The sequence below is a fragment of the Peristeroidobacter soli genome (assembly GCF_004138485.1).
In the GTDB taxonomy this organism is placed as follows: domain Bacteria; phylum Pseudomonadota; class Gammaproteobacteria; order Steroidobacterales; family Steroidobacteraceae; genus Steroidobacter; species Steroidobacter soli.
Window position 1 is genome coordinate 1,801,414 of sequence record NZ_ML142848.1, and the last position, 23,996, is coordinate 1,825,409.

Here is a 23,996-nt window from a genome sequence, read left to right on the forward strand (position 1 = left end):
CATGAGCCCTCCCATCAGCAAAGCGGCTGACGGTCATGCCATGAGCGACATGGCATCGACCTACCTGGATGCTCTGCGCGCCGCCGGCGCCAATCTGGTCATCGCCGCGCATCTGTTTCCGCTGTACTTCGGCATCGAGGATCAATATCGGCTGGGCAATCTGGGCGTGGCGCTGTTCTTCCTGCTGTCCGGTTTTTTGATCATGCAGTCCATGTTGAACTGGCTGAACAAGCCCGAGCCACGGTTCGCCGGCTTCTTCGCCGACCGTGTCGCCCGCATCATGACGCCGTATGTGCCGGCGCTGATCGTGATCGCCATCCTCAACGCGATCCTCATCAGCAGCCGTCACGGGCTGGAGGGCGCGAACGCCGGCGTGCTGGCGTTCCTGGGCAATCTGCTGATGCTGCAGGATCACGCGATCTTCCAGGCGCTCGAGCTCGCGGGCATGGACGTGTCGTGGCGCATCCGTCCGTACAACACCGCCGAGCCGTTCTGGACCGTCGCCATCGAGATGTGGATCTACGTGACCATGGGCTTGTTTGTTTTCTGCGTGCTGAAGCGTGAGCGCATCGAGCGCTGGCTCGGTCTGCTGCTGGTGGCCGTCGCGGTGCCCGTGTTCATCTGGAACGCCGCGGCGGGCGGCGGCAAGTCGCTCAGCCTGATCTGGCTGCTGGGCGCGATTGCCGGCTATTTGTTTCATGTCTGGCGGGCCAACGGGTATGCCCGCATGCTCAGCGTCGCCTCGGCAGTGACTGTGTTCGCCACCGTCGCGCTGGTCGGACATTGCGGCAAGGCCGGCTTCCATCCTTACGATTTCCAGACCGCGACCCTGCTGGCGATGATCATGTTCGGCGTGCTGGCGCTGCTGATGTGCGTCAAGCGCACGCCGGGCGTGCTGCGCGGGTCGGTGAATTTCCTGGCGTCATATAGCTACAGTTTGTATTTGATCCACAACACCGTCCTAATCCTCGTGCTGGAATACGTGCACACCGAGCACAGGTGGACTCATGTAGCCATCGCAGTGGTCGCGGCTCATGGCTGCGCCTATCTGCTGTATGTGACATTCGAACGTCACTACCGGATCGTGGGGCGCTGGCTGCGCCCGATGTTCGAGCGCGCCCTGGCACCGCGAAGCGCCGTGCAGACCGCCCCGGTCGCGGCCGAGCTGGTTGCGAGCACTACCGCCACCACCCGTCCGCAGGAGCGCTGATGTCCGCTGTTCGTAATGTTCGCTGGGTCGGCATGATCCAGGTGACGCGGATCAGCGTGCAGCTGTTGGGTCTGCTGGTGCTGTCGCGCTTGCTGACGCCGGCCGATTTCGGTCTGGTCGCGATCGTGTTCGCCATCACCAATTTCGCGATGCTGCTGCGGGATATGGGCATGGCGTCGGCGATCATTCAGCGCGACACGCTCGACGAGCCGACCGTGCTGACGGCGCATTGGACCAATTGTTTCATTGGCCTGGGGCTGACGGCATTCCTGCTCATCTTCTCGTTCTTCGCGGATCACATATTCAAGGCGCCGGGGCTCATGCCGCTCGTGCAGTTGAGCGCGCTGTCGTTCCCATTTCTCAGCGGCTCGACCGTGCATCAGGCGTTGCTGGAACGCGGTTCCAAGTTCTCCACCGTGGCCCGGATCGAAATCGTCGCGCTGCTGACGGGATTCACGGTTGCCGTGGTTTCCGCTTATCTGGGCGCGGGTCCGTACAGCCTGGTGCTGCAGACGTTGACGGTCGCGGTGCTGTCGGCGATTCAGTTCTGGATCGCCTCCGACACCAGGATGAAATGGACCTGGAGCCATGAGCACGCCAAAGGCTTGTGGGGCTACAGCGGCAACTTGTTCGCGTTCAACCTGGTGAATTATTTCTCGCGCAATGCCGACACGATGATCATCGGACGCATGCTCGGCCCGGCCTCGCTCGGCCCCTATTCGCTCGCGTATCGGGTGATGCTGTTCCCGCTGCAGAACCTCACGTTCGTCGCGACGCGCGCGCTGTTCCCGATGATGAGCCGTCACCAGCATTCGCCGCAGGAGCTGGGCGCCATGCACCTGCGCCTGCTGTCGGTGATCTCGTTCTTCACCGCGCCGATGATGGCCGGCCTGTTCGTCCTGCGTGAGCCGTTCGTCGATGTGGCGTTGGGCGATTCGTGGGGCATGGTCGCCGCGCTGATCATGTGGCTGGCGCCGATCGGCTTCATTCAATCGCTGGTCAGTGCGGGCGGCGTGGTGTTCCAGGCGTTGGGACGCACCGATCTGCTGCTGCGCCTCGGCATCGTCAGCAGCATCATGCACGTCACCGCTTTCATCACCGGCGTGCAGTGGGGCCTGCTCGGTCTGGCGGCCGCGTATTTCATCGTCACGCTGATCAACGCCGTGATCTCGCTGGGCGTCCTGCTGCACTTGATGCAACAGACCGTGGCTCGCCTGCTGAGCGCCATCGTGCCCGCCATCGCGAAGGCGCTGATCATGGCGACCCTGCTCTATTTCGCCGACATCGAACTGCGGGCCATGGGGTATCCGGCGCTGGTCCGCCTGCTGGGCCTCAGCGCCGGCGGCGGCATCATTTTCCTGGCACTCACGCGCATCCACCTGATGCCCGCCGATCGTGACGTGCTCCGACTTTTTATGAAGAGTAAGACAGCAGGGTGAAAGCCGAACCGGTCGACTACCCTGACCGCAATGAACCCGATGGTCGCAAGACCATGTCGATCGGAGATTCTTTGCCAGACATCAAGACTTGGTTTGTATTGAATGAGGAGGGGAACTCATGACTATGAAGGGAACCAGACTTCGTCGAAACACTGTGTGCCTGGCCGCCGTCGGTACGGTGCTGTGTAACGCCGCGCTCGCCGCGCAAACGGACGAGAAGAAAGAGGAACACCTCTATCTCTCCGAGCAATACCTGTACGACGACAACCTGTTCCGCAAGGCCGACAGCACCGACGTCGGCGTCGTCGGCGAGCGCGAACCCTCGCGCGAAGACTACGTGAACAAGCTCACGCTCGGCCTGGGCAACGACTTTCACATGGGTCAGCAAACATTGCGGCTCAAAGGTCGCGTGTACGACGCCCGCTATCAGGACAACGACTATCTCAACTACACCGGCGGCGACGCCTCGGCGTCGTTCGACTTTCACGCGCTGACCGCGCTGACCGGCCGTCTGTCCGCCTCCTACGACCGCACGCTGGCGGACTTCGCGAACACGCTGGGCACCCAGCGCGACATCATCGAAGGCACCAACTATTCGGCCATGGTGCGTTGGGCCATCGGCCCGCGCTGGTCGGTCAGCGCCAGCGGCGGCCGCATCGAGACCGAGCACGATCTGGAGATTCGCCAGACCGACAATCTCGAGGCCAACATGGGCCGCGTCAGCATCGACTACGCGACGCCCTCGTTTCATTCGTTTGGCGTCGAGTACCGCTACATCGACGCGAAGTTTCCGAACGCAATCGTCGCCCCGGGCGCCAGCGAATCCGAGAGCGATTACGAAGAAAACGCCGCCCTCGCCCGCTTCACGTACACCGCGACCGTGCGCACTCAATTCCGTGTGAGCGCCGGCTACGTCGAGCGCGAACGCCCCGCCAATCCGGAAGGCCGGTACTCGGGCGACACCTGGCGCGCCGAGATCGATTGGAAGCCGCGCGAGAAGTTCTCGATGTTGCTGGCGGCGTGGAGTGAGCTGAAAGCCTATACGGACGTTGAATCGGATTACTTCATCTCCGACGGCTACAGCCTCTCGCCAACCTGGAGCCCGACCGAGAAGCTGAGCTTCGCGCTCACTGCCTCGTACGAAGATCAGGAATATCTGAACACGCGCGATCTGGAATTGGTCGACGGCAGGCGCAACGACGATGTGCTGACCGGCTTGTTTACGTTCACCTATAAGCCGCGCGATCAGCTGGCCATCGAGCTGAGCTATCGCGGCAGCGATCGCGACAGCAACCGCATCGCCCGCCGTTACGACGCCCAGGTCGCCGGCATCGCGCTGCGCTGGAGCGTGTTCTAAGGCGACGTTATCGATAGACGCGGCGCTGTATGACCTGAGGTTATGCACGCCGCTGTTCTATTCATGGGCTCGCCGGGTCGCGGGGCTTAAGGTTGCAGCTGGTCCTGTCAGCTCAAGGTCCCGCATGAAGCTCTCACGCCGCGCCCTCCTGTCGCTTTGGAGTGCATTCTTTCTTGCGATTTGCGCCAGCGTAGCGCACGCCCAGAAGGCCGCTGCCAACACGAAGCCGATCCGCATCGCCGCGATCTACTTCATGCACGAGACCGTGACGTTCCTGCCCTTCGATACCCAGCTGTCGGACTTCATCTATGAAGGCTCGCCGGCACGTGGCGAAGCGCTGCTGGGCTCGGATCCGGACGGCTACATGGGCGGCTTTGTGAAAGTCGCGCGGGAGCACGCCAACGTCGAGGTCGTGGGCATCGAGTCCCCGCTGTTTCCGAAAACCGGCACGGGCTCGGGATGGATCGACAAGACCACCTACGATCACTTCGTCAACAAGATGATCTCGGAGTTGAAGACACTGGGACCTTTCGACGGTGTCTATCTGGCGGTTCACGGCGCGATGGGCGTGCGCAACGTCGCCAAGCCCGAAGCGGAGCTCGCACGGCGCGTGCGCCAGGTGGTCGGTCCGAAGGCTTTCATCGTCGGCACCTTCGACCCTCATGGCAACGAAGACGCCGACTTCCTGCGTTATGCGAATCTCGCCTTCTGCACGAAGTATTACCCTCATTACGACACCCATCTGCAGGGTGAGCGCGCGGCGCGCACGCTGATTCGTTCGATCCGCGGCGACTACAAGCCCGCGACTGCTACGCGCAAGCCCCCGATCCTCACGCCTTCAGTGCTGCAGTGGACGGGGCGTTCACCGTGGATGGATCTCGTGCAACGCGCCCTGGTCTGGGAAGCGCGCGAGACCGATGTCTACGTGAATTTCTATTACGGTTTCGCATTCATGGATTCGAATGAGGCGGGCATGGCGTTTCAAGTCATGACGAATGGCGATCCCGAACTCGCCAATCACATCGCCGACGACATGGCGAACACCGCATGGCGTCTGCGTGAGCAGCTCTACTACGGCACCAAGGTCTACTCCATGAAGGAAGGCGTGACGCTGGCCAAGGAGTCGATCGCCAAGAAACAGACGCCAGTCGTGCTCGCCGACCACAGCGACCGCTCCGGCGCCGCTACCTGGCTGCTCAAGGAAGTGATCGATCAGAAACTCAGCAACACCTTGATCGGCACGGTCGCCGACAAGGACGCCATCGAAGCGCTGCGCAAGAAAGGCGTCCGGCCCGGCGACAAGTTCGACATGATGGTCGGCGGCAGAGTGGACGAATCCGCCGGCGAGCCGGTGCGAGTGGTTGGAACGGTGAACACGGTCAGCGGCGGCATGTCACGCTTCGGCGGTGGCGGCGGCGCGCAGCTGTGGGTGAGTGTGAAATTCGGCGATGGCAACGAGCTGGTCATCAGCCCGTACCTGCACCAGAACACCGATCCGGCCGCGTTCTCCGAGATCGGCATCAACGCCGCGGATTTCAAAGTCATCGCGATCAAGTCGCGCGTCCACTTCCGTCGCGGCTATTACGACAGCGGCTGGGCCAGGAACATTCTGCTGGTCGAGCCGGATCAACCGTTCGTCGGCACGGTGCGCCTGGAAGCGCTCGACTACAAACATCTCAAACTGGAAAACTTCTATCCGTTCGGCAAGAACGTGAAGTATCCCTGACGCTACGACGCCGCCGGTCGGTACATCAGCGTGTACTTGACCGGCCGCGGCAACTGCGGACTCGAGACTTCCACTTCCAGATGTAACGAGCCACTCGCGTCCCGGGAGAACGAATTCACGCGAGCCCCGTCCGCCGCTTTGTACGTCTGGACCAGCTTGCCGCCCTCGAGCTTCGCCGACACGTCGAAGACCTCGCCGTCGGCCCGCTTCCACTTGATCGGCTCACCGCCGAGCGGCATCCGGATCGGCGCCTGAGTGTCGTAGGTGATCTCGGCGTCGCTCGCGGTCAGCTCGATTCGAATCTGCTGATAAGGGAAATTGGTCTTGCTCAGGCGGCCGCGCGCGATCGGCCGCTTGATGAAGTTCATTTTCTCGATCGCCAGTTCGATCGCCTGTGAAATATCGGCGCTCTGCTCGGGCGCATGCTTGTACTTCCCGGACAGACCGGACACCTCGTCCCCCCAGGCGCCGAACGCCGCGAGACTGCCGACGAGAACCACGCAAAAAGTGCGTCTGAGCATGTTGCCTCCGGTCGATGAGGTGCGCCGACCCATCGTAGCGCATACTTTGTCAGTATTCAGCCCAGACCGGGTCGAGCGACGTCAGTACGGCGTCCCATCCTTGTGCACGAACCGGCCGTCGGCGTTCGAGCTCATCATGTCGATATCGGAGCAGGTGGTGAGATCTTCCCTCTGGCGCGAGCCGACTTCGAGATAGACGGCGACGCTGGACGAGCGGTTGATCATGTGATGGCCGTTGCCGGTACCCTTTGGAAACGTGGCGCAGTCGCCCTGCCGCAAAATCGTCTCGCCGCCATCCTCGATGAGTGTCAGCTCACCCTCCAGGATGTAGACGAACTCGTCCTCGTGGCTATGCCAGTGACGCTGACTCGACCAGTTGCCGGGCGGCAAAGTCATCAGATTCACGCCGAAGTCGCGCAACCCGCCGGCGTCACCCAAGCGACGACGGACTCGTTCGGCGCAAGGCACGTCGAACGGCGAGGGATAGGGGCAGCCTTTGCGTGCTGTCACCGTGGAGATGTCGATCTTCGGCATGGCGATTGGCTCCTCGCCACCAGTATCGCCGGGGGCCGGCATCCTGACTATCATTCGCGACCTTCTTACGGTCTCCAGATCCGACGAATGAGCAACAGACACCAAGGCTCCTGTCTCTGCGGCGAGATCCGCTTCGAAATCGACGGGGATTTCGAACGGTTCTTTCTTTGTCATTGCGAGCATTGTCGCAAGGACACCGGCTCGGCCCACGCGGCCAACCTGTTCTCTTCATCCGCAAAGCTGCAATGGACCGCGGGAGAGGACAAGATCACGCAGTTCACCTTGCCGGGAACCCGGCACGCCCGGAGCTTCTGCCGGATTTGCGGATCGGCGGTGCCGATGGTCCAGATGGGCGGAGCATTGCTGGTGGTCCCGGCAGGGAGTTTGAACAGCGCAGTCGACCTGAGACCCGATGCGCACATCTTCGTGTCGAGCCGGGCGGGCTGGGATCGAGCGCTGGAGAAGCTCCCGGCCTTCGAGAAGTTTCCTTCCTGAAAAGCGGGCGCCCCTGTCGGCGCCGGCCCCGCCCGTTCGTCCTTGAGGCAAGTACCCACCCAGGAGCGCTCCCATGACCCCGATCATTACCGGTTTTGCACGATCCCCGGATCGCGGCCAGGGGCTGGCGCGGGACATGCGAGTTCGCTGGGCGCTGGAAGAAGTGGGTCAGCCTTACGAGATGAGGCTGGTTTCGTTCGCTGAAATGAAGGAACCGGCCCATCGCAAGCTGCATCCCTTCGGCCAGATTCCGACCTATGAAGAAGGCGACCTCGCCCTGTTCGAGTCGGGCGCGATCATATTTCATATCGCCGAGCGCCACCCGGGGCTCCTGCCGAAGGATGCCAATGCCCGAGCCCGCGCGATCGCATGGATGTTTGCCGCGCTCAACACCGTCGAGCCACCGATCGTCGAGCTCTCGATGGCCAGGATCGTGGAGAGCAACAAGAGCTGGTATGAGGAACGCCGGCTCATGCTCGAGGAACGCGTCCGTGCACGACTCACCGAGCTCGCCAATCGGTTGGGCGATGCCGACTGGCTCGACGGCGCATTCAGCGTCGGTGACCTGATGATGGTGACTGTGCTGCGCCGGTTGAACAGCTCGGGGCTGCTGGAGAAATATCCGAAGCTCCTCGCCTACATCGCGCGTGGCGAAGCGCGGCCTGCATACCAGCGCGCCTTCGCCGATCAGCTGGCCGTGTTCAAGTCGAGCCAGGGAGGCTGAGATGATTACCGTCTTCGGCGAAGGCAGAGGGGTCCGGGTGGTCTGGCTGCTGGAGGAGATGGGGCTCGCGTATCGGTTGCGGCCGGTGGATATGTTCGCCGGCGTCGAGAACGACACGGAGTTCATGGCCATCAATCCCGCCGGATTCATTCCTGCGATCCAGGACGGCGATGTCACCATGGTCGAGTCGATTGCGATCATGGAATATCTGATGAGCCGCTACGGACCGACCCCGCTCGCGCCGGACCCGCACGATCCTGCCTTCCCCATGTATCAACAGTTTCTTCATTTGGGCGAAGCCGGCCTCGCGGCCTCGACCTTCTTCGTCGTCGTCACCCGCATACTCGCGCCCGAGGCCGAACAACAAAACTGGACCGCCGACAAGGCGCAGAAAACTTTCGAGAGCCGGCGGAAATTGGTGGCACGGCAGCTCGCCCGCTCACCCTATATGGCGGGCGATAGATTCACTGCTGCCGATATCTCGGTGACTTACGCCCTGCAGTTCGCACAACGAACTGGGACGACTTCACTCGACGACGCAGAGCGAGCCTACGTCGCCCGCACTACCGAACGCGAGGGCTATCGGCGAGCCATGGGAACATGTCACGCCACGAGGGAATGGGCCGCTCAGCTGGGCGAGTCCTGACGAAGACATTCTCAGTCATCGTGGCGCCTGCTATCGAATATAACTTCAGATGTCGGATCGGCGTCATCGCCGGCGCTCGCTGGTTTGTCGCCGGCCGCAATACCAGCGCGACGATTACTCCCGTCGCCGCGATCAATATGGTGTTCTACGCCCGCCGGTCGACAGCCCAGGCGTTCCTCATCTGCGGAATGCCCATGGCCGAGAGCTCGTCGTCGCTGGTACCTTGGGCCAGCGCCGCCAGCTCTCTGAAGACACGCGCCACTTCGGGATCGTTGGTCACATTCAACGCCGTGAGCTGAGCCGCGACATGCTCCGCCGCGCTCATCGTAGGCTGTCGACGCATTTCATCCATGAGCTGTGGCGCGAGCGAAGCGGCGCCGAACTTCGTGACAATGATTTGCTTCGCGTGCTCCCACAGTTCGCCGATCGTGCGCCGGGTGGTTTCCTCCAGCGCCTGGTTGCCGAATGCCCCAGCCACCGCCACGATGATCGACAGCAACGGTTCCATTCCGTGTCCCTCCCCTGTCGTTATATATGAATCGCGCAAGCCTGCGCGATCCTGCCGGCGAACAGGACCCCGTGTCTACTACGGATGCCTCGTAGCTGCGGCGCACGAACGCCGGTCAACTCCGCTTCTTCTTTGCCCGTTTCACCGCCGGCTTCTGCTCCAGCCGCTGAGGCACGATCGTCTCGCCCTTGGCCAGCATTGCCACTAGTGTCTCGATCTTCTTCGCTCTGCCCGCCGGCGTTTTCATATTGTTGGTCCGGAACGTCAGCGCGAACAGGTTCTGCCGGTTGAGCGTTTCGAACGTCTTGCGGGCGCGAGCGTTGGCATCGATGGCGGCACGGAGATCCTTGGGAACCGTGTCGACGGAGGAACTGCGAATCGGCGCGTAGGCCGCGTCCCAACGACCGTCGGCTTTGGCGGCATCGATGTGCTTCTGACCGTGCGACGTCATGCGCCCCGCGGTGGTCAGCCGCGCGACGTGCTCGCGATTGATGTGACTCCAGATGCTCTTGGGCTTGCGCGGTGAGTAACGTTGCAGGAAGGAGATCTCGTCGTACGACTTGCGAATCCCATCGATCCAGCCCCAGCACAGCACCGCATCCAGCACCTCGGCATAAGTCACCGTCGGCTTGCCGGAGTCTTTCTTGAAGAACCGCAGCCACAGCTCATCCTGGCGGTCGTGATGCTTGCTCAGCCAGGTTTCGAACTCGGCCGCCGAGCGGAAACTCTTGATCTTTTTCGGATCCACCCTCACCTGGGCCATTCCGGGTCGCTCCGTGTCCGACAACGGCTTGCAGTCTAACCCAGGCGTGCTTCAATGCTCATCCGATAGCGGGAGGACCAAACCATGGCGGCGTTCATCGATCTGAGCCATACCATCGAAGACGGCATGATCACATACAAGGGACTGCCGGCACCGCTCATCTGCGATCATCTCAGTCGGGAGCAGTCTCGCAGTGTGTATGCGCCGGGGACGGAGTTTCAGATCGGCAAAATCACGATGTGCTCCAACACCAGCACCTACATCGACAGCCCGTTTCACCGTTTCGCCGACGGCACGGACATCGCGGGCCTGACACTGGAGACGCTGGTCGGATTGGATGCGGTGGTCCTGCACACGGACGGCATGTCGGGTCGCGAGATTCCGGCCGAGGCCTTCGGCGCCATCGATGTTCGCGGCAAAGCCGTGCTCATTCACACCAACTGGTCGCGTCATTGGCGCACGGATCAATATTTCGAGGGTCATCCGTTCCTGACGGCCGCGGCGGCCGAATATTTGAAGAACGAAGGCGCGAAGCTGGTCGGCATCGATTCTTATAACATCGACGACACCGACGGCGGCCATCGGCCCGTTCATACCATGCTGCTGGGAGCAGGCATCCCCATCGTCGAGCACATGCGCGGACTGGAGCTGGTGCCGGCAACCGGCGCAACCTTCACCGCCGTGCCGCCGAAGGTCAAAGGAATGGGAACATTTCCAGTGCGCGCGTTCGCGACACTGCCGGGTCAGCGCGTCACCTAGACGCCACTGACTTCCGGTCGTGCAACGGCTCGAACGCCACGGCCGGTTCGGTGGGATGCACATACTCTCCCTTGCCGACCTGGCTGCAGACATGAGTCACACCTTTGACCTTGGCCCAGGCCCGCGCATCGTCGGGACCGGAAGCAACGACCAGTACGCGCCGGTGCCCTAGATCGCCAAACGACTCGCCCGCTTGTTTCTCATGCCACTTCGATCCCAGCTTGGGATGCTCGAGCATGATGCCGTCCACATAGCGCTCGCCAGCCTGGCCGCGCGAATCGCCGCGATCCCACGGGCCGTTGGAAACGATGAGAAAGTCCGGGTTGATCGCGCGCCGCTTCTCATCGAGCCGTCGCACCAGATCGATGGCGCCGTCGGTCCACTCGTCTTTCTCTTTCTGCGGCCACAGCTCCCACATCGCCTGCTTGTTCCACGGCCGCGCACCGAGCGCATCCAGAAACACGCCATCCACCTTGCCATCGCGCATCAACTGCGTGACGTAGTCGACGACGTGCAGAATCCAGGGCGAGCCGGGACGCATGTCGGTCATGTGAGTCTTGGGATAACTCACTCGCTCGCCCTCGTGCGGATAGGGCCACAGCGGCACGCGCGACAGCTCGTTCATGTAGAACTCGTTATCGAGCGCACACACGCGAGTATCGGGACGCTCCGCCGGGGCGATATAGAGAAGGACTTCCGCGCCCTTGTGGCGCGCATCCGCGAACGCAGGATCGTTCCGGTTGCAGCGCCCGGCGATGAGCATGCCGCCCGGCTGGCCGTAAAGAGCAACGTTCGTCGTGTCCTTGAAAGCGATACCCAGGGGATTCGCAGCTCCAGCCCGCGGCGCACCCAGCGCCAGGACGACCGCACACGCGAACATGGAATGACGGAAGATATTCATGGGCCACCACCCGCATCACCGGCTCGAGCGACGCCAAGGGTGAGGCACTGCGCTTGAGAAAAAGTTCGCTAGGGAATCCCGGCCTCCACTCCCCGGCCCTTGCCCAAACGCGGCGGTTGCGCGATCTGTTTCGGCCAGTGGCGGTGATATTCGTCCATCCACATCTGATTGATCTCGTCCAGCGCGGGCATGCCGGCAACGCGCATCCACGTGACGATGGTGTAGCGATGCCCCGAAGTCACCGGGCGCACCCCGTGAATGTAGTTGTGATCGGAGGGAAAACACACCAGCGTGCCGGCTTCGGGCTCGATGACCAGATCGAGCGAGGGAAAGAACAATTCGCCGCCGGCGAAGTCGTCGTTGATGAAGTAGACCACCGACAGGTCGCGGTCCAGGGTCTTTTCCCAAAGCTCCAGGCCGTGGTCATCCTTGTAGAGCGTTTCCGCGTCGACGTGCGGAATGTAATGACCGCCGACGCCGTAATGAAGAATCTGTAATGGCTCGCGGTCGCGCACTTCGACCTGGTAAAACGGATTGACGATCGACTCGACGCAGGCGTCATCGATCGCGGCCAGTTTCTTCTCGATGGCCTTGGTGAGTTTCACATGCTGGGTGTCGCGGATCTTTTTATTGATCACCCACTCGACCCGATCTTCCGCGACGTCGTCCTCGAAGTTCGAGACCGGCGAGTCCGCCATGGCGGCGCGTCGTAAAAAAAGAGCCAGCTCCGCGAGATCCTCCGATCCCACGGCATTTCGCCGCACCATCACACCATCACGCAGGTTCATGGCGGACAGGCTATACGGAATGCTGGGCTCGCATCAACGTGGACGCCGGAAAACATCGGCATCGTCATAGAAGGAGGGACGTTCGTTCGCGGACCACCAGTCGGGCACGCCGAGCACAGGCAACGGCAGAAAGTCCTTTGTAGCCAGTCTCGACAACGTCAAGCTCGCGGCAATCGCATCGTCGCTGAGCTCGTCGACCAGCCAGACGTGGGCAGTGATGGCCTTGCGTGGCTGCATCAGTTTCTCGAGCAGCGCGTGACCGAACAGCGCCAGATGCGCCGACGCCCATTGCGCACGGCGCTCGACAAAGAGCGCGTGCCAATTGCGAGAACGTAACGCGTCGACGAATACCGAGGGTGCTTGCAATATCGCGGCGTTCTCATCAAACAGCGTCATGGCATCCCGCAACGGACCGCGTGCGCCGGCCACACTGCCTCGCGCCATGATCTCTCCTGCATGCAACAGGTTCAAGCGTCGCTTGGTCTTTGGGTAGCTCAGCCACACCAGCCCATTGAACAGATCGTGCAGGTTGTCGCGAGTGGGAACGCATCCCGTGCGAGCGATGAAAGATTCGTACGCCTCGCCCTCGGGCAACGCAGCCTGCTCGACGAAGCGAATGTCGTCGCCCGAAGCGGCGTTCAATGCGTCGGCTACGGAATCCGACCGCGCTGCCAGCACAGCTCGCGCAGCCGGCACGTATGGCGTCAGCCACGGAGCCGGTGTGTTCAAAGCCTCAGCCAGCGAGGCCAATGCAAACGTCATAGCGGATCGATGCGTCCCAATCGCCAGGCGCCCTATTCTACGGGCGGAACCCACAGCGACGGCGGGCGATTCCGTTGGCAGGCCTCCTGATGAACGAGAGTCCGCCATGATTCGCAAGCTCGCCTCGGGCGAATATCGCCTCTACTCCAGGAAAACCGACCCGCGCACCGGCAAACGCCGCAACCTCGGCACGTTCAGAACTCGCTCCGCAGCGGAGAAGCACGAGCGCGAGGTGCAGTACTTCAAGCGTCACTGACAGCGCGGCGGCAGGGAATCGGCCGACACCGACTCGCCGATGAGATGCGACACGCGTCTCACTAGGCTCCAAGTCAGTGCGCGCCACGTGTCTTCCACACTCAAGGAAACCCTTAGTGGGTCGATGCACGGAGGTACATCGGGAAAACAGCAGGATCGATAGCGCGTGCCGAGGACGCTCAGGGGCCGCGATGACATCACAGCCTCATGACGAGCACGCCGACGCGAACCGACGATCATCGACCTGCGGGACTGGAAGCAATCCTGCGCCGGTTGCGTAGTGCCTCGGGCTTCCCGACACTGTCGACGACCATCGCCGACATCAATCGGGTGGTCGGCTCGGAGACTCACAGCAACCGCCAGCTCACTCAAGTCATCCTGAGCGACGCCTCGCTCACCACCAAGCTGCTGCAGGTGGTGAACTCGGCGATCTATGGCCAGTACCACGGCCGCATCCGCACCATCTCCAAAGCCGTGATGATTCTGGGCTGCGATGAGGTGAGCAACACCGCGACCGCACTGGCGATGCTGCAGTTCTCGAAAGGCCGGCCGCAGGAAAAGTCGCTGCAGGACGAGCTCATCGGCGCGTTCTTCGCGGGCGTCGTCTCGAAGAAGCTCGGTCAGCGACTCGGCATCGCGAACAGCGAAGAAGCGGTGATGTGCGCCATGTTCCAGAGCCTCGGACGGCTGCTGGTGACGTTCTTTCTATATGAAGAACGTCAACAGATCCGCGCGCTCATGGACAAAGACTTGCCGGAAGACGCTGCAGCCGAACGCGTGCTCGGCATCTCCTATCGCGATCTCGGTGTGGGCCTGGCCCGTGAGTGGAATTTCCCCGGTCGGCTGATCGAAGGCATGGAAACCTTGTCGTCGCGCGAGATCGCCCCGCCCGACTCCGAGCTTCAGCGTATGAAGATCGCCGCCAACTACGCCAACGATTTGTACAACATCGCGCTACGCACACCCGCGGCGAGCAAGTCCGCCGCCCTGCTCGCGCTCAGCAAACGCTATGCCCCCGCCGTCAAGCTGGATGCGAAAGACCTGACCGACATCGTCGATCAGGGTCTCAAGGAGATGGCGGAGCGTTCCGCCACCCTCGATCTGCCCGCCGCGAACAGCCCCACGCTGAAGGCCATTCGTGCATGGAACGGCAGCGCCGCGAACGATGCGGAAGTCACGCCAGAGGAAGCCGAGTCGCCAGCCGATCCGTTGACACAACACGTCGACGCGATCGATCAACGGCAAGGCGCCGAAGCGGCTGTGCCCGAGACTCCGCAACAGGCGTTGTCCGCCGGTATTCGCGACGTGACCGAAGCGCTCACCGCGGACTGCTCGTTGAACGACCTGCTGCACATGGTCCTGGAAACCATGTATCGCGGCATGGACTTCACTCGCACCATGATCTTCATCCGGGACGCGCGCATGAACTCGATGCGTGCCCGCTTCGGCTTCGGCGCGGACATCGAAAGCGTCATTCCTCAGTGCAGCTTTCCTCTGGCGTTCGCGCCAGATGCATTTCATGTCTCGATCGAGAAAGGCGCCGACATCGTCATCGAGAATGCGCACGCCGAGAACATCGCCCAGCGCATTCCGGAATGGCATCGCAAGGCGACTCGCGCCAGGAGTTTCATCCTGTTACCGGTGATGCTGAAAGGACAAGCCATCGGCCTGCTGTACGCCGACTCCGAGAAGCCCGACGGCCTCGAGATCGATGCCGAACAACTCGGCTTGCTACGAACGCTGCGCGGTCAGGTCACGCTGGCATTCAAACATTGCGCACCCGGCCGCGGCTGAGATCAGCCGCCGCTCTCGCGTACTGCCATCCAAAGATCGCGCACGTAGTCGAACAACCAGCACGCCAGCTCCAGGCGATGCCAGGTCGTCAATTCGGTGAGTGAGGTATACGAGCTCAGCAACTGCTCGCGCTGCAGCTTGTCGTATTTGTGATAAACGCACACCGACGCCAGGTCGAACAAGCGTTGCCCGACGCCCGCATATTCCCAATCGATGAGCCGCAGCGTGCCATCATCGGTGACGTTCAAGTGATGCACGTCGTTGTGACACAGCGTCGCGGCGGAGTTCTCACGCAACTTCAGCGCGACCTGCAGCGCCCGTTCACGCAAAGACTTGGTCGTCAGCGCCGGCTGAATGCCGCGCTCTTGAAGGGTCCGGAAATAGCCTTCGAGCGTATCGTTCAGTTCCACGCGCCGGACGCCGGTGGGTGGCGCCACCCGATGCAGGCGACGAAACAACTGCCCCAGCCGCTGGATGTTTTCTTCCTGGACGGCATCGGCCTCGACCCAGGTGTCGCCGAGATAGCGAGTGACCAGCGCTCGCTGCGACGGCTCGCACAGAAGCACATCGGGCCCGATGCCCGCTTCGCTCACCGCCGCGAGCACCAGAGCTTCGCTCTGACGATCGATCTGCAAGGCTGCATCGGCGGTGTTACTGAGGCGCACCACGATGTCGTCCTGCCTGGTGCGCACCAGCCAGCTTTCATTGGTGAGCCCGTGCTTGATGGGCTCGCAGGACAGCACCGCATCGGTCGCGATGCCGAGCACCCGCGCGGCGATTTCCAGGGCGCCGGCTCCGTTGCCAGCGGCCGTCATGTCAGCTCAAGTCGAGGGTGCGGCGACCACCGACTTACTCTGCAACTGCTGTTCCCGCCGCCAGACAAAATATCCACGCACCACGATCCCGAGATAGATGATGAACAACACCGTGGTGGCGAGCAGCCCCTGGCTGAAGTACAGCCAGGCAGCGACGCCGTCGACCACGATCCAGTACAACCAGTTCTCGATTATGCGTCGCGCGACCATCCAAGTGGTAACAATGCTGCCCCAGGTGACGAAAGAATCGAGGTACGGCGCCGGCGAGTCGGTCCAGCGCGACAGGGCCCAGCCATTCAGCGCGCTGGCGATTATGACAAGCACGGCGACCGTCACGTGCTGGTTCACAGTCCACGATTCGATTCGCACGTCCCCCGACTCGCTGCGTCCTCGCCGCCACTCGACGAACCCGTACACCGCCATCACCAGGTAAAACACCTGCAGCAGCGACTGCATGTACAGCGACGCCTGCGCGAACAGCACCAGATAGATCGTCGTGCTCAAAAATGCACACAACCAGCACAGCAGGTTGCGGCGGACCGCGAGCAACAGATACGCCAGACCGATCAGCGACGCCGCCGCTTCCCAGGGCGAGGTCGCCAGGAACTGATCGACGATGACCTGCGTCAGCGATGCCGGGGCAATGGCTTCTTGCATGGACGCGCCCGTGCCGCTCAGGCGTCGGGCACAGTGCCGCCGAGCACCTTCATCACGAACACTTTGCGGCCGTGCTCAGCGAAGCTGAGCGCCGTCTCCTTGCCGAGGATTTCGAACAAGCGTGCATGCTCGCCCGCGATCTGCGTGCTCATGGCGTTGGTCGTGACGTGCAGCTCGGGGTATTTGTTCAACCGATCGATGAAATCCTTGATCGGCGGAATGTAGTCGGCATCGAGCGGATACAGACTGATTTCGATGGCGGTACGCATCATTTGAACTCCCAACGGAAAGTGACACCGAACTGCCGCGGCTCGCCGAGTTGCGTGTAGCGCTTGTTGGCGAAATCGGGCGGCTCGTTGCCGAAGTAGAACCCGCGCGTGTAGTAATCCTTGTCGAACACGTTACGACCCCACGCATAGATGGCCCAGGTCTCGGCTTCGTAGCCGGCTTTGAGATGCGCGAGTGTGTACGCGTTCGAGCGATAGCTGTCTTTCTCTGGGTCGAGGTCAGGCACGTCGAAGTAATAGGAATCCGTCGCCGTCACATCGACACGCGCCATCCAGCCCAGCGGATGACGCCACGTGGCATTCACCGACCCTTGATAGCGAGGCGCATACGCCTGATCGCGATCGCTCAAGTCCGTGACACCGTCGGGACGAAAGCCCGAGTAGCGAGTACGCAGCAGACCCAGCGCCGCACCCAACTCCAACTGTTGGGTCGCACGCCAGCGAACACTGCTCTCGACACCGAAGTTACGGCCGCCTGACGCATTGTCGGTATAGAGCAGATAGCTGCTCGGATCGCCGGGATTGAGCTGCGTGCTGATCGCCACCTGCATATCGGTGCGTTTCATATAAAAGGCGGTGACGTCCGCGTACAACCGGCCATCGAGCCACTGACCTTTCATGCCGACGTCGAGGCCGATCAGATACTCGGGCAGGAACTGCGGCAGCACTTGCGCGGCTTCACCCAGATTGAAACCGCCGGCCTTGTAGCCGCGCGACAGCGTCGCGAACCAGCGCAGATGATCGCGAGGATCGAAATAGATCGTCGCCTGCCCGCCCCACATGTTGTCCTTCGCGGCTGCATCGATGCCGGTCAGATCGCCTTCGCCGGTGCGGCGATCGTTGTAATCGGCATCACGCTGCTCGCCGCGCAATCCGAAGGACCAGCCCCAGCGTTCGCTGAACGGCGCTTCGACCTGCGCATACACCGCGAGATTCTGCGCGTTGTAATCGCTGTTCAGGGTCTTGTCGGTGGAGCCTGAATATTCCGGGAAGAACGGATCGATGTAGACGCCCTGGGACGTGTAGTCGAGCTGCTCGTCCACATCCAACCCATACACGCCCGCGACCCACGTCAATCCGTGCGTCGACGCCGCTTCTTCGGACGTGATGCGCGCTTCGAAACTGCGGCTACGACGGTCGCGCTGCTGGCGATCGAAATAATCGTAGGTGTACGGCGCCCAGCTCTGCGCGTTGCCCCAGTCGGCGTCGAAGCTATAGTCGGTCTTGCTATCGGACAGCGTTGCCGTCAGCGTCAACCGTCCGAGCCTGCCGGCCGATGTATCGACACGGAGCGCCGCGCCGTCGGACTGCTGCGCATCCTTGCCCGGACGATCGGCGAGCGACACTCGTGAGTTATCGATCGACCATGCGTCGTAACCGTTGTTCAGATCCGCATGCAGCCAGGTCAGATCGACCGTCGTGCTCTCGCTCGGACGCCACCGCCACTTGGCGCGCGCCGTGAGCTCGTCGCGATCCATCGTGTCGTCGCGGCCGAGATAGGAATCCTTGCGAAAACCGTCGGAGCGATATTCCTGAACCGCCACGCGCCACGCCGAGTTCAACGACTCGACCGGGCCGGTGGCCACCGCGCCGAGCGACTGACTGTTGTACTCGCCGACCGACGCCTCGGTGGCAAAACCAAATTGTTCTTCCGGATCGCGACCGCGCATGACGATGAGTCCGCCGAGCGCATTGGCGCCGTAGTGCAAACCCTGCGGTCCGCGCAGCACTTCGATGCGATCGACATCGAACGTCGTCGCCGGCATGCCCATGCCGCTGAAATCGATGTCGTCGATCAGGAAGCCGACGGAAGGATTCGGCGCGCCCTGCCACTCCTCGCGCTCGCCGATACCGCGGATCTGGAAGAAACGCGGGCGCGACGTGCCGCTCGCATACGTCAGGTTCGGCACCGACGAGAGCACATCTTCGAAATGCTGGCGCCCGGCGTCGCGCAAGGTCTGCGTGTCGAGCACGGTCACGCTGACCGGCGCCTCGACCAAGGATTGCTGACGGAGTGTCGCGGTGACGACCACTTCCTCGAGCACGTCTCGTTCGGCCCCCGCCGCCAGGCTGGCGGTCATCGCCAGGGAAACGGAAACGACCGCCGCCCGGGTACGTCGCCCGGCACTGTTTTGTTTATCGATGAGCATGGCCAGATCCTCTGCAGTGAAGATCCGGCGCGGGCGGAGTGAGAGCGGGGGAAATGCACGGGCACAGTGACTGTGGCCGACTACCTGCTCCCTACGCCGGTACTAACCGGATCAGGTTCAACGGGTTTGCCAATGAGCCGGCAGGTGCAGGCGGGTTGGCATCTCGGGCCCCAGTCAGGGCCACCCCTAAGGCGGGCGCGATTGTAACAAAGAGCCCCCATCACCTACAAAGCACTGTGCACCAATCGGTTCTAGCGCTATAAGGAGCGCTTTCGTCTCGCCAATGGCTGCAACCATGCCCCACCGACATTGCCGGCTGTTTCACGTCGACGCGTTCACCCGCCAACGCTTTACCGGCAATCCGGCCATCGTGGTGCTCGATGCGGACCATCTCTCCGATGAGCAGATGCAGACCATCGCCACCGAAGTGAACGGCGAAACCGCGTTCGTGCTGGAAGCCGAATCGAGCGATCACGACATGCAGGTGAGATTCTTCACGCCGCGGCATGAAGTGCCGTTCGTCGGCCACGCCACCATCGCCGCCCAATACGTGCGCGCGAAGAAAGACGGCAAGCCCGGCGGCAAGGTCCGGCAGCGCACCGGCGCCGGCATCGTCGAAATCGAGGTCACCGAGATCGACGGCGACCTGCGCATCGCCATCACCCAGAACCCGCCGTCGCTCGGTCCTGTCATTCCGGAGCATCATCGCCGCCAGGTGTTGAACGCCCTCGGCATTTCCAGCCCCAGCCTGCACGTCGACTGTCCGCTGCAAGTCCTCACCAAGGGCGGCTCGCGGCTGCTGGTGGGTTTGAAATCCAACGACCTGCTCGGCTCCATCAAGCCGGATTTCGAGGAGCTCGCCCGCCTCACCTCGCATGTGGGCGCCGAGGGTTATTTCGTGTTTGCTCTGGTCGAGAACGACGGCGCCGTGGGCACCGAGTCGCGAATGTTTGTTCCGGCGCTGGGCATCCGCGAAGACGCCGTCAGCGGCAACGCGCACGGCATGCTCGGGGTCTATCTCGTCAACCACGGCCTGGTGACCCCGAAGGAGGGACGGGTCGTGTTCCAGGGCCGCCAGGGCATGTGGATGCGCCGCCCCGGCCTGGTGGAAGTCGAAATCGAATCCTCGGGCAAGGTCGCCCAGTCGGTCCGGATCGTCGGCGACGCCGTGATCGTGTACGAGGCCGATATTCAGGCCTGACCCGGCCGGTCAATACCGCCTCCCCGAGCCCGCCCGCGCCCCAAAATCGCCTACCCGGCGCCACTTATCCGGCGCCCTGAGGCCGCTGTACGCCCGTGCCTGAACCGGGCGCCGTCAATTTCCCGGCAGCGGCTGAAAATTTTCGTTTTCTTACAACAACTTCGGCCGATTTTTCAGGTAGAATGCGCGCCCTTCGCCTGGGCGCCCCGGTTTGGGCCGCCTGGGTCATCGTATTGGCGTGGTTTTTTAGTAGAATCCGCGCCCGCTAAACGATCCACAACCTAGCTGCGCACAGACCTTGTAACGGAAATCTGACATGCCCCGTACTACAGCCCTTGCCGATATTAGAAACATCGGCATCATCGCCCACGTCGACGCCGGTAAGACCACGACCACCGAACGCATCCTGTATTACACGGGCCGCAAGCACACCATCGTCGACGTTCACGACACCAAGGATCTGAAGTCCTCGACCACGACGGACTACATGGAGCAGGAACAGAAGCGCGGCATCACGATTCAGTCGGCCGCCGTCTCGACGTTCTGGCGCAAGAAGAAGATCAACGTCATCGACACTCCGGGTCACGTCGACTTCACCATCGAAGTGAACCGCTCCCTGCGCGTGCTCGACGGCGCGGTCGTCGTGTTCGACGGCGTCGCCGGCGTGGAGCCGCAGTCTGAAACGAACTGGCGTCTCGCCGACAACTACGGCGTGCCGCGCATTTGCTACGTGAACAAGATGGACCGCAGCGGCGCCAACTTCCTGCGCTGCGTGGACATGATCAAGAAGCGCCTCGGCGCCCGTCCGCTGCCGGTGCAACTGCCGATCGGCTCTGAAGACAACTTCAAGGGCATGGTCGACCTGGTCGAAATGAAGGCCCTGGTGTGGGATTCGGACGATCGCGACGCCAAGCCGGTCGAGCACGAAATCACCGCCGATATCGCCGACAAGCTCGGCATCAGCGTGCCGAGCGATCGCAAGATCCTGGCCGACATCGCCAAGTTCCGCACCGACCTGATCGACACCTGCCTGGAGCAGGACGACGCGGCCATGGAAAAGTACCTGGAAGACGGCGTCGAGCCGTCGGCCGACGTGCTGCGCAAGTGCCTGCGCAAAGGCACGATCACCGCAGCCTTCAACCCGGTACTGTGCGGCTCCTCGTACAAGAACAAGGGCGTGACCCAGATGCTCGACGCCGTCGTCGACTATCTGCCAGCCCCGACCGACGTCGAAGCCATCAAGACCGTGGACCAGGACGGCAACCCGAATGGCGAGCGCAAGAGCTCGGACGACGAGCCGTTCTCAGGCCTGGCGTTCAAGGTGCTCAACGATGCGTACGGCGCACTCACCTTCGTGCGTGTGTACTCGGGCGTGCTGACCAAGGGCATGTCGGTGATGAACTCCACTCGCGGCAAGCGCGAGAAGATCGGCCGCATGGTTGAAATGTACGCCAAGGAAGCGAACCCGATCGAAGAAGCCCGCGCCGGCGACATCATCGCGCTGGTCTCGCTCGCCGAAACCGAAACCGGCGACACGCTGTGTGCGTCCGAAAGCCCGGTGATCCTGGAGCGCATGCGCTTCCCGGACCCCGTCATCAGCGTCTCGGTGAAGCCGAAGAACAAGACCGAGCAGGAGAAATTCGGCGCCGCCCTGGGCAAGATGGTCCGCGCCGATCCTTCGCTGAAGCTCGAGACCGATCGCGAAACCGGCCAGACGATTCTGCGCGGCATGGGCGAGTTGCACCTCGAAGTGACGCTCGACCGTATCCGCACGGAGTACAACGTCGAAGGCGTCATGGGTCAGCCGCAAGTGGCGTACCGCGAAGCCTTCACCAAGACGATCTCCGAGCAGTACGTCCACAAGAAACAGACCGGCGGTTCCGGTCAGTTCGCCGAAGTGTGGATCACCTTCGAGCCGCTGGAGCGTGGTGCCGGCTTCGAGTTCGTCGACGAAACCGTCGGTGGCTCGGTGCCGCGTGAATACGTGCCGTCGGTGGAAAAAGGTCTGCGCATGCAGATGGAACAGGGTGTGCTCGCGCAGTACCCGACGGTGGACTTCCGTGCCCGCCTCACGGACGGCAGCTACCACGACGTCGACTCGAACGCGCTGACGTTCGAAATCGCCGCCAAGGCCTGCTTCCGCGAAGCCATCCGCAAGGCCGGCCCGATCCTGCTCGAGCCGGTGATGAAGGTCGAGACCGTGACCCCGTCCGACTACCTGGGCGACGTGATCGGCGACATGAACCGTCGTCGCGGCATGATCCAGGAACAGCTGGAGCGTGGCACCAACATCGCCGTCGTGGCCACCGTGCCGCTGTCGGAAATGTTCGGTTACATCGGCCATCTGCGTGGCATGACCTCGGGTCGCGCCTCGTACACGATGGAGTTCTCGCACTACGATCCAGTGCCGAAGAACGTCGCCGACGTGGTCATCGAGGAAGCCGCCAAGGCGCGCTCGGCGCCGAAGGCTTAGGCGATAAACGTGTAGCCGGACGCATCGACTACCCTAAGCGAGACGATCTCGATGGTCGCAAGACCAACTAAATCGAGGTCTCTCGGCTGAGGGTAAAGACTCCGGTACTTAGTTCCCTCGAAGCTCGGCATGAGCAAAGGGCGGTGTCTTCGGACACCGCCCTTTTTATTTGCCCATGGCCGGAAGCAAACGATCTCTGAGCCAGAACATCGGCTCGAGCATGTCCGGCTTGTTGAAGCGCGTCGCCGTCACGACCACCACGCTGCGCAGCTCGGGCATCACGATCAGGAAGCTGCCGCCATTGCCCTGCGCCCACAACAGCCTGGTCTGCGGCAGCTGCGGATCCTTGGTGTGATCCAGCCACCATAGATAGCCGTAGCGCTGATTGGCGTTGGGAATATTGGTGCGCTCCTGAGTCATCGCATCGATCCAGGCTTCGGAGACGATCCGCGTTTGTTGGTACATGCCCCGGTTCAGCACGAGCTGACCGATCTTCAGCAGGTCATCCGGATCCAATCGCAAGTGGCCGCCGGTATCGACGCCGCGCTTGCCGTCGTAGTACTTCCACTCGGCGCGACGCGCTTCGATGGGGATGAACAGATTCTTCAACGCGAACGCATCGGCGGACATGCTCACTGCCGCCGACAGAATCTCGCCCAGCGCCACGACATTGCCGGTGCAATAAGAAAATTCCTTGCCCGGATCGGTGCGCATCTTCTGCTCGCTCCAGAAGGCGACCCAGTCCTGCTCCTGGTACATCTTGTCCTCGTGGCCCGGGGACTTCGGATCCCAATCGTTGCAATCCAGACCGCTGCGCATGGTGAGCAGATCTTCGAGCGTCATCGCCGCCTTGCGCGGATCCTTCTCGAAAACCTGTCGTCGCATCGGGAGCAGGTCCATGACCTTCGATTGCACCGACGGGATGGCGCCCTTGTCGATGGCGATACCGATCAGCAGCGCGGTGATGGATTTGGTGGCGGAGCGAAGATCCGGCGGCCGCCGCTCCAGCGTGTCCGCGACTGCACGACCGACGATGTTGCCGTCGACCTGCATGATGAATGACTCGACGCCGGCATGCTGACCGGACGCAACCTCAGCCGCGATCTGTTCAGCTGGCGCGAGCGTGGCGTCGGCGTGCGCGACGCCGATGCTGAGTGAAAGTAGCAAGCCACCGATTGTTTTGAGCACCGCAAGCCTCGTCGATCGATCCATTACGCACGCCCGCCAGCGA

General features: G+C 62.2%; 24 protein-coding genes and 1 riboswitch. Of the genes, 12 read left to right on the forward strand and 12 right to left on the reverse strand.

The features are described from left to right. Position 1 precedes the first annotated feature (1 nt). The 4 genes from EKO19_RS07550 (at position 2) to EKO19_RS07565 (ending at position 5,732) form a co-directional block, all read left to right on the forward strand. On the forward strand, positions 2-1,210 hold the full coding sequence (locus EKO19_RS07550) for an acyltransferase family protein (RefSeq protein ID WP_129775719.1): 1,209 nt from the start codon (positions 2-4) through the stop codon (positions 1,208-1,210). Continuing rightward, positions 1,210-2,649, forward strand: a complete 1,440-nt coding sequence (locus EKO19_RS07555) for a lipopolysaccharide biosynthesis protein (RefSeq protein WP_129775720.1) — start codon at positions 1,210-1,212, stop codon at positions 2,647-2,649. The genes EKO19_RS07550 and EKO19_RS07555 overlap by 1 nt, the downstream gene beginning before the upstream one ends. Before the next feature lie 118 nt (positions 2,650-2,767). Continuing rightward, positions 2,768-4,006 carry an outer membrane beta-barrel protein gene (locus tag EKO19_RS07560; RefSeq protein WP_129775721.1) on the forward strand — a complete coding sequence of 413 codons (1,239 nt, stop codon included), beginning with the start codon at positions 2,768-2,770 and terminating at the stop codon, positions 4,004-4,006. Positions 4,007-4,130: 124 nt separating this feature from the next. Next, positions 4,131-5,732: a M81 family metallopeptidase gene (locus tag EKO19_RS07565; protein WP_129775722.1), complete on the forward strand. Its 1,602-nt coding sequence runs from the start codon at positions 4,131-4,133 to the stop codon at positions 5,730-5,732. A gap of 2 nt (positions 5,733-5,734) precedes the next feature. On the opposite strand, the gene EKO19_RS07570 is transcribed toward EKO19_RS07565, so the two are convergent. Continuing rightward, positions 5,735-6,253 carry a lipocalin/fatty acid-binding family protein gene (locus EKO19_RS07570; protein ID WP_129775723.1) on the reverse strand — a complete coding sequence of 173 codons (519 nt, stop codon included), beginning with the start codon at positions 6,251-6,253 and terminating at the stop codon, positions 5,735-5,737. Positions 6,254-6,334: 81 nt separating this feature from the next. Then, positions 6,335-6,787 carry a cupin domain-containing protein gene (locus EKO19_RS07575; RefSeq protein ID WP_129775724.1) on the reverse strand — a complete coding sequence of 151 codons (453 nt, stop codon included), beginning with the start codon at positions 6,785-6,787 and terminating at the stop codon, positions 6,335-6,337. Between the two features lie 87 nt (positions 6,788-6,874). On the opposite strand from EKO19_RS07575, the gene EKO19_RS07580 reads away from it, so the two are divergent. From EKO19_RS07580 to EKO19_RS07590, 3 genes are all read left to right on the forward strand, one after another. After that, positions 6,875-7,282 carry a GFA family protein gene (locus EKO19_RS07580; RefSeq protein WP_129775725.1) on the forward strand — a complete coding sequence of 136 codons (408 nt, stop codon included), beginning with the start codon at positions 6,875-6,877 and terminating at the stop codon, positions 7,280-7,282. A gap of 73 nt (positions 7,283-7,355) precedes the next feature. After that, a complete protein-coding gene (locus tag EKO19_RS07585; RefSeq protein WP_129775726.1) occupies positions 7,356-8,006 on the forward strand; it encodes a glutathione S-transferase family protein in 651 nt (216 codons plus the stop codon). Between the two features lies 1 nt (position 8,007). Further along, positions 8,008-8,652, forward strand: a complete 645-nt coding sequence (locus EKO19_RS07590; protein ID WP_129775727.1) for a glutathione S-transferase family protein — start codon at positions 8,008-8,010, stop codon at positions 8,650-8,652. Between the two features lie 145 nt (positions 8,653-8,797). Here EKO19_RS07590 and EKO19_RS07595 read toward each other — a convergent pair whose 3' ends face one another. Beyond that, positions 8,798-9,160: a hypothetical protein gene (locus EKO19_RS07595; protein WP_129775728.1), complete on the reverse strand. Its 363-nt coding sequence runs from the start codon at positions 9,158-9,160 to the stop codon at positions 8,798-8,800. Between the two features lie 115 nt (positions 9,161-9,275). Next, on the reverse strand, positions 9,276-9,923 hold the full coding sequence (locus tag EKO19_RS07600; protein WP_129775729.1) for a YdeI/OmpD-associated family protein: 648 nt from the start codon (positions 9,921-9,923) through the stop codon (positions 9,276-9,278). Positions 9,924-10,007: 84 nt separating this feature from the next. Between EKO19_RS07600 and EKO19_RS07605 the strand changes: the two genes are divergently transcribed. Further along, positions 10,008-10,682: a cyclase family protein gene (locus EKO19_RS07605; RefSeq protein WP_129775730.1), complete on the forward strand. Its 675-nt coding sequence runs from the start codon at positions 10,008-10,010 to the stop codon at positions 10,680-10,682. On the opposite strand, the gene EKO19_RS07610 is transcribed toward EKO19_RS07605, so the two are convergent. From EKO19_RS07610 to EKO19_RS07620, 3 genes are all read right to left on the reverse strand, one after another. After that, a complete protein-coding gene (locus tag EKO19_RS07610) occupies positions 10,675-11,583 on the reverse strand; it encodes a hypothetical protein (protein WP_129775731.1) in 909 nt (302 codons plus the stop codon). The two genes, EKO19_RS07605 and EKO19_RS07610, sit on opposite strands and share 8 nt — an antisense overlap. 68 nt (positions 11,584-11,651) lie before the next feature. After that, positions 11,652-12,371: a prolyl hydroxylase family protein gene (locus EKO19_RS07615; RefSeq protein ID WP_217705169.1), complete on the reverse strand. Its 720-nt coding sequence runs from the start codon at positions 12,369-12,371 to the stop codon at positions 11,652-11,654. Positions 12,372-12,404: 33 nt separating this feature from the next. Continuing rightward, a complete protein-coding gene (locus EKO19_RS07620) occupies positions 12,405-13,133 on the reverse strand; it encodes a DUF3025 domain-containing protein (protein ID WP_129775732.1) in 729 nt (242 codons plus the stop codon). Positions 13,134-13,239: 106 nt separating this feature from the next. Between EKO19_RS07620 and EKO19_RS07625 the strand changes: the two genes are divergently transcribed. Together EKO19_RS07625 and EKO19_RS07630 are read left to right on the forward strand one after the other, a co-directional pair. After that, the gene (locus EKO19_RS07625; protein ID WP_129775733.1) at positions 13,240-13,389 is read left to right on the forward strand and encodes a hypothetical protein; all 150 of its coding nucleotides are present in this window, start codon (positions 13,240-13,242) and stop codon (positions 13,387-13,389) included. A gap of 206 nt (positions 13,390-13,595) precedes the next feature. Next, a complete protein-coding gene (locus EKO19_RS07630; RefSeq protein ID WP_129775734.1) occupies positions 13,596-15,182 on the forward strand; it encodes an HDOD domain-containing protein in 1,587 nt (528 codons plus the stop codon). A 2-nt stretch (positions 15,183-15,184) separates the two neighbouring features. Here EKO19_RS07630 and EKO19_RS07635 read toward each other — a convergent pair whose 3' ends face one another. Genes EKO19_RS07635 through EKO19_RS07650 form a run of 4 tightly spaced genes read right to left on the reverse strand, consistent with a single transcriptional unit; the run spans position 15,185 to position 19,091 of the window. Then, positions 15,185-15,997, reverse strand: a complete 813-nt coding sequence (locus EKO19_RS07635) for a phosphotransferase (RefSeq protein WP_129775735.1) — start codon at positions 15,995-15,997, stop codon at positions 15,185-15,187. 6 nt (positions 15,998-16,003) lie between these two features. Then, positions 16,004-16,654, reverse strand: a complete 651-nt coding sequence (pnuC, locus tag EKO19_RS07640; protein WP_129775736.1) for a nicotinamide riboside transporter PnuC — start codon at positions 16,652-16,654, stop codon at positions 16,004-16,006. 17 nt (positions 16,655-16,671) lie between these two features. Continuing rightward, positions 16,672-16,926 carry a YkoF family thiamine/hydroxymethylpyrimidine-binding protein gene (locus EKO19_RS07645; RefSeq protein ID WP_217705170.1) on the reverse strand — a complete coding sequence of 85 codons (255 nt, stop codon included), beginning with the start codon at positions 16,924-16,926 and terminating at the stop codon, positions 16,672-16,674. Next, the gene (locus tag EKO19_RS07650) at positions 16,923-19,091 is read right to left on the reverse strand and encodes a TonB-dependent receptor (protein WP_129775737.1); all 2,169 of its coding nucleotides are present in this window, start codon (positions 19,089-19,091) and stop codon (positions 16,923-16,925) included. Before EKO19_RS07650 ends, EKO19_RS07645 begins: the two co-directional genes overlap by 4 nt. A gap of 70 nt (positions 19,092-19,161) precedes the next feature. Further along, positions 19,162-19,289: riboswitch (TPP riboswitch) on the reverse strand. Between the two features lie 97 nt (positions 19,290-19,386). On the opposite strand from EKO19_RS07650, the gene EKO19_RS07655 reads away from it, so the two are divergent. Together EKO19_RS07655 and fusA are read left to right on the forward strand one after the other, a co-directional pair. Continuing rightward, a complete protein-coding gene (locus tag EKO19_RS07655) occupies positions 19,387-20,292 on the forward strand; it encodes a PhzF family phenazine biosynthesis isomerase (protein ID WP_157995159.1) in 906 nt (301 codons plus the stop codon). Positions 20,293-20,608: 316 nt separating this feature from the next. Then, positions 20,609-22,765 carry an elongation factor G gene (fusA, locus tag EKO19_RS07660; RefSeq protein WP_129775739.1) on the forward strand — a complete coding sequence of 719 codons (2,157 nt, stop codon included), beginning with the start codon at positions 20,609-20,611 and terminating at the stop codon, positions 22,763-22,765. 165 nt (positions 22,766-22,930) lie between these two features. Here the strand turns inward: fusA and EKO19_RS07665 are convergent, their stop codons facing one another. Continuing rightward, the gene (locus EKO19_RS07665; protein WP_157995160.1) at positions 22,931-23,953 is read right to left on the reverse strand and encodes a serine hydrolase domain-containing protein; all 1,023 of its coding nucleotides are present in this window, start codon (positions 23,951-23,953) and stop codon (positions 22,931-22,933) included. Positions 23,954-23,996: the final 43 nt, after the last annotated feature.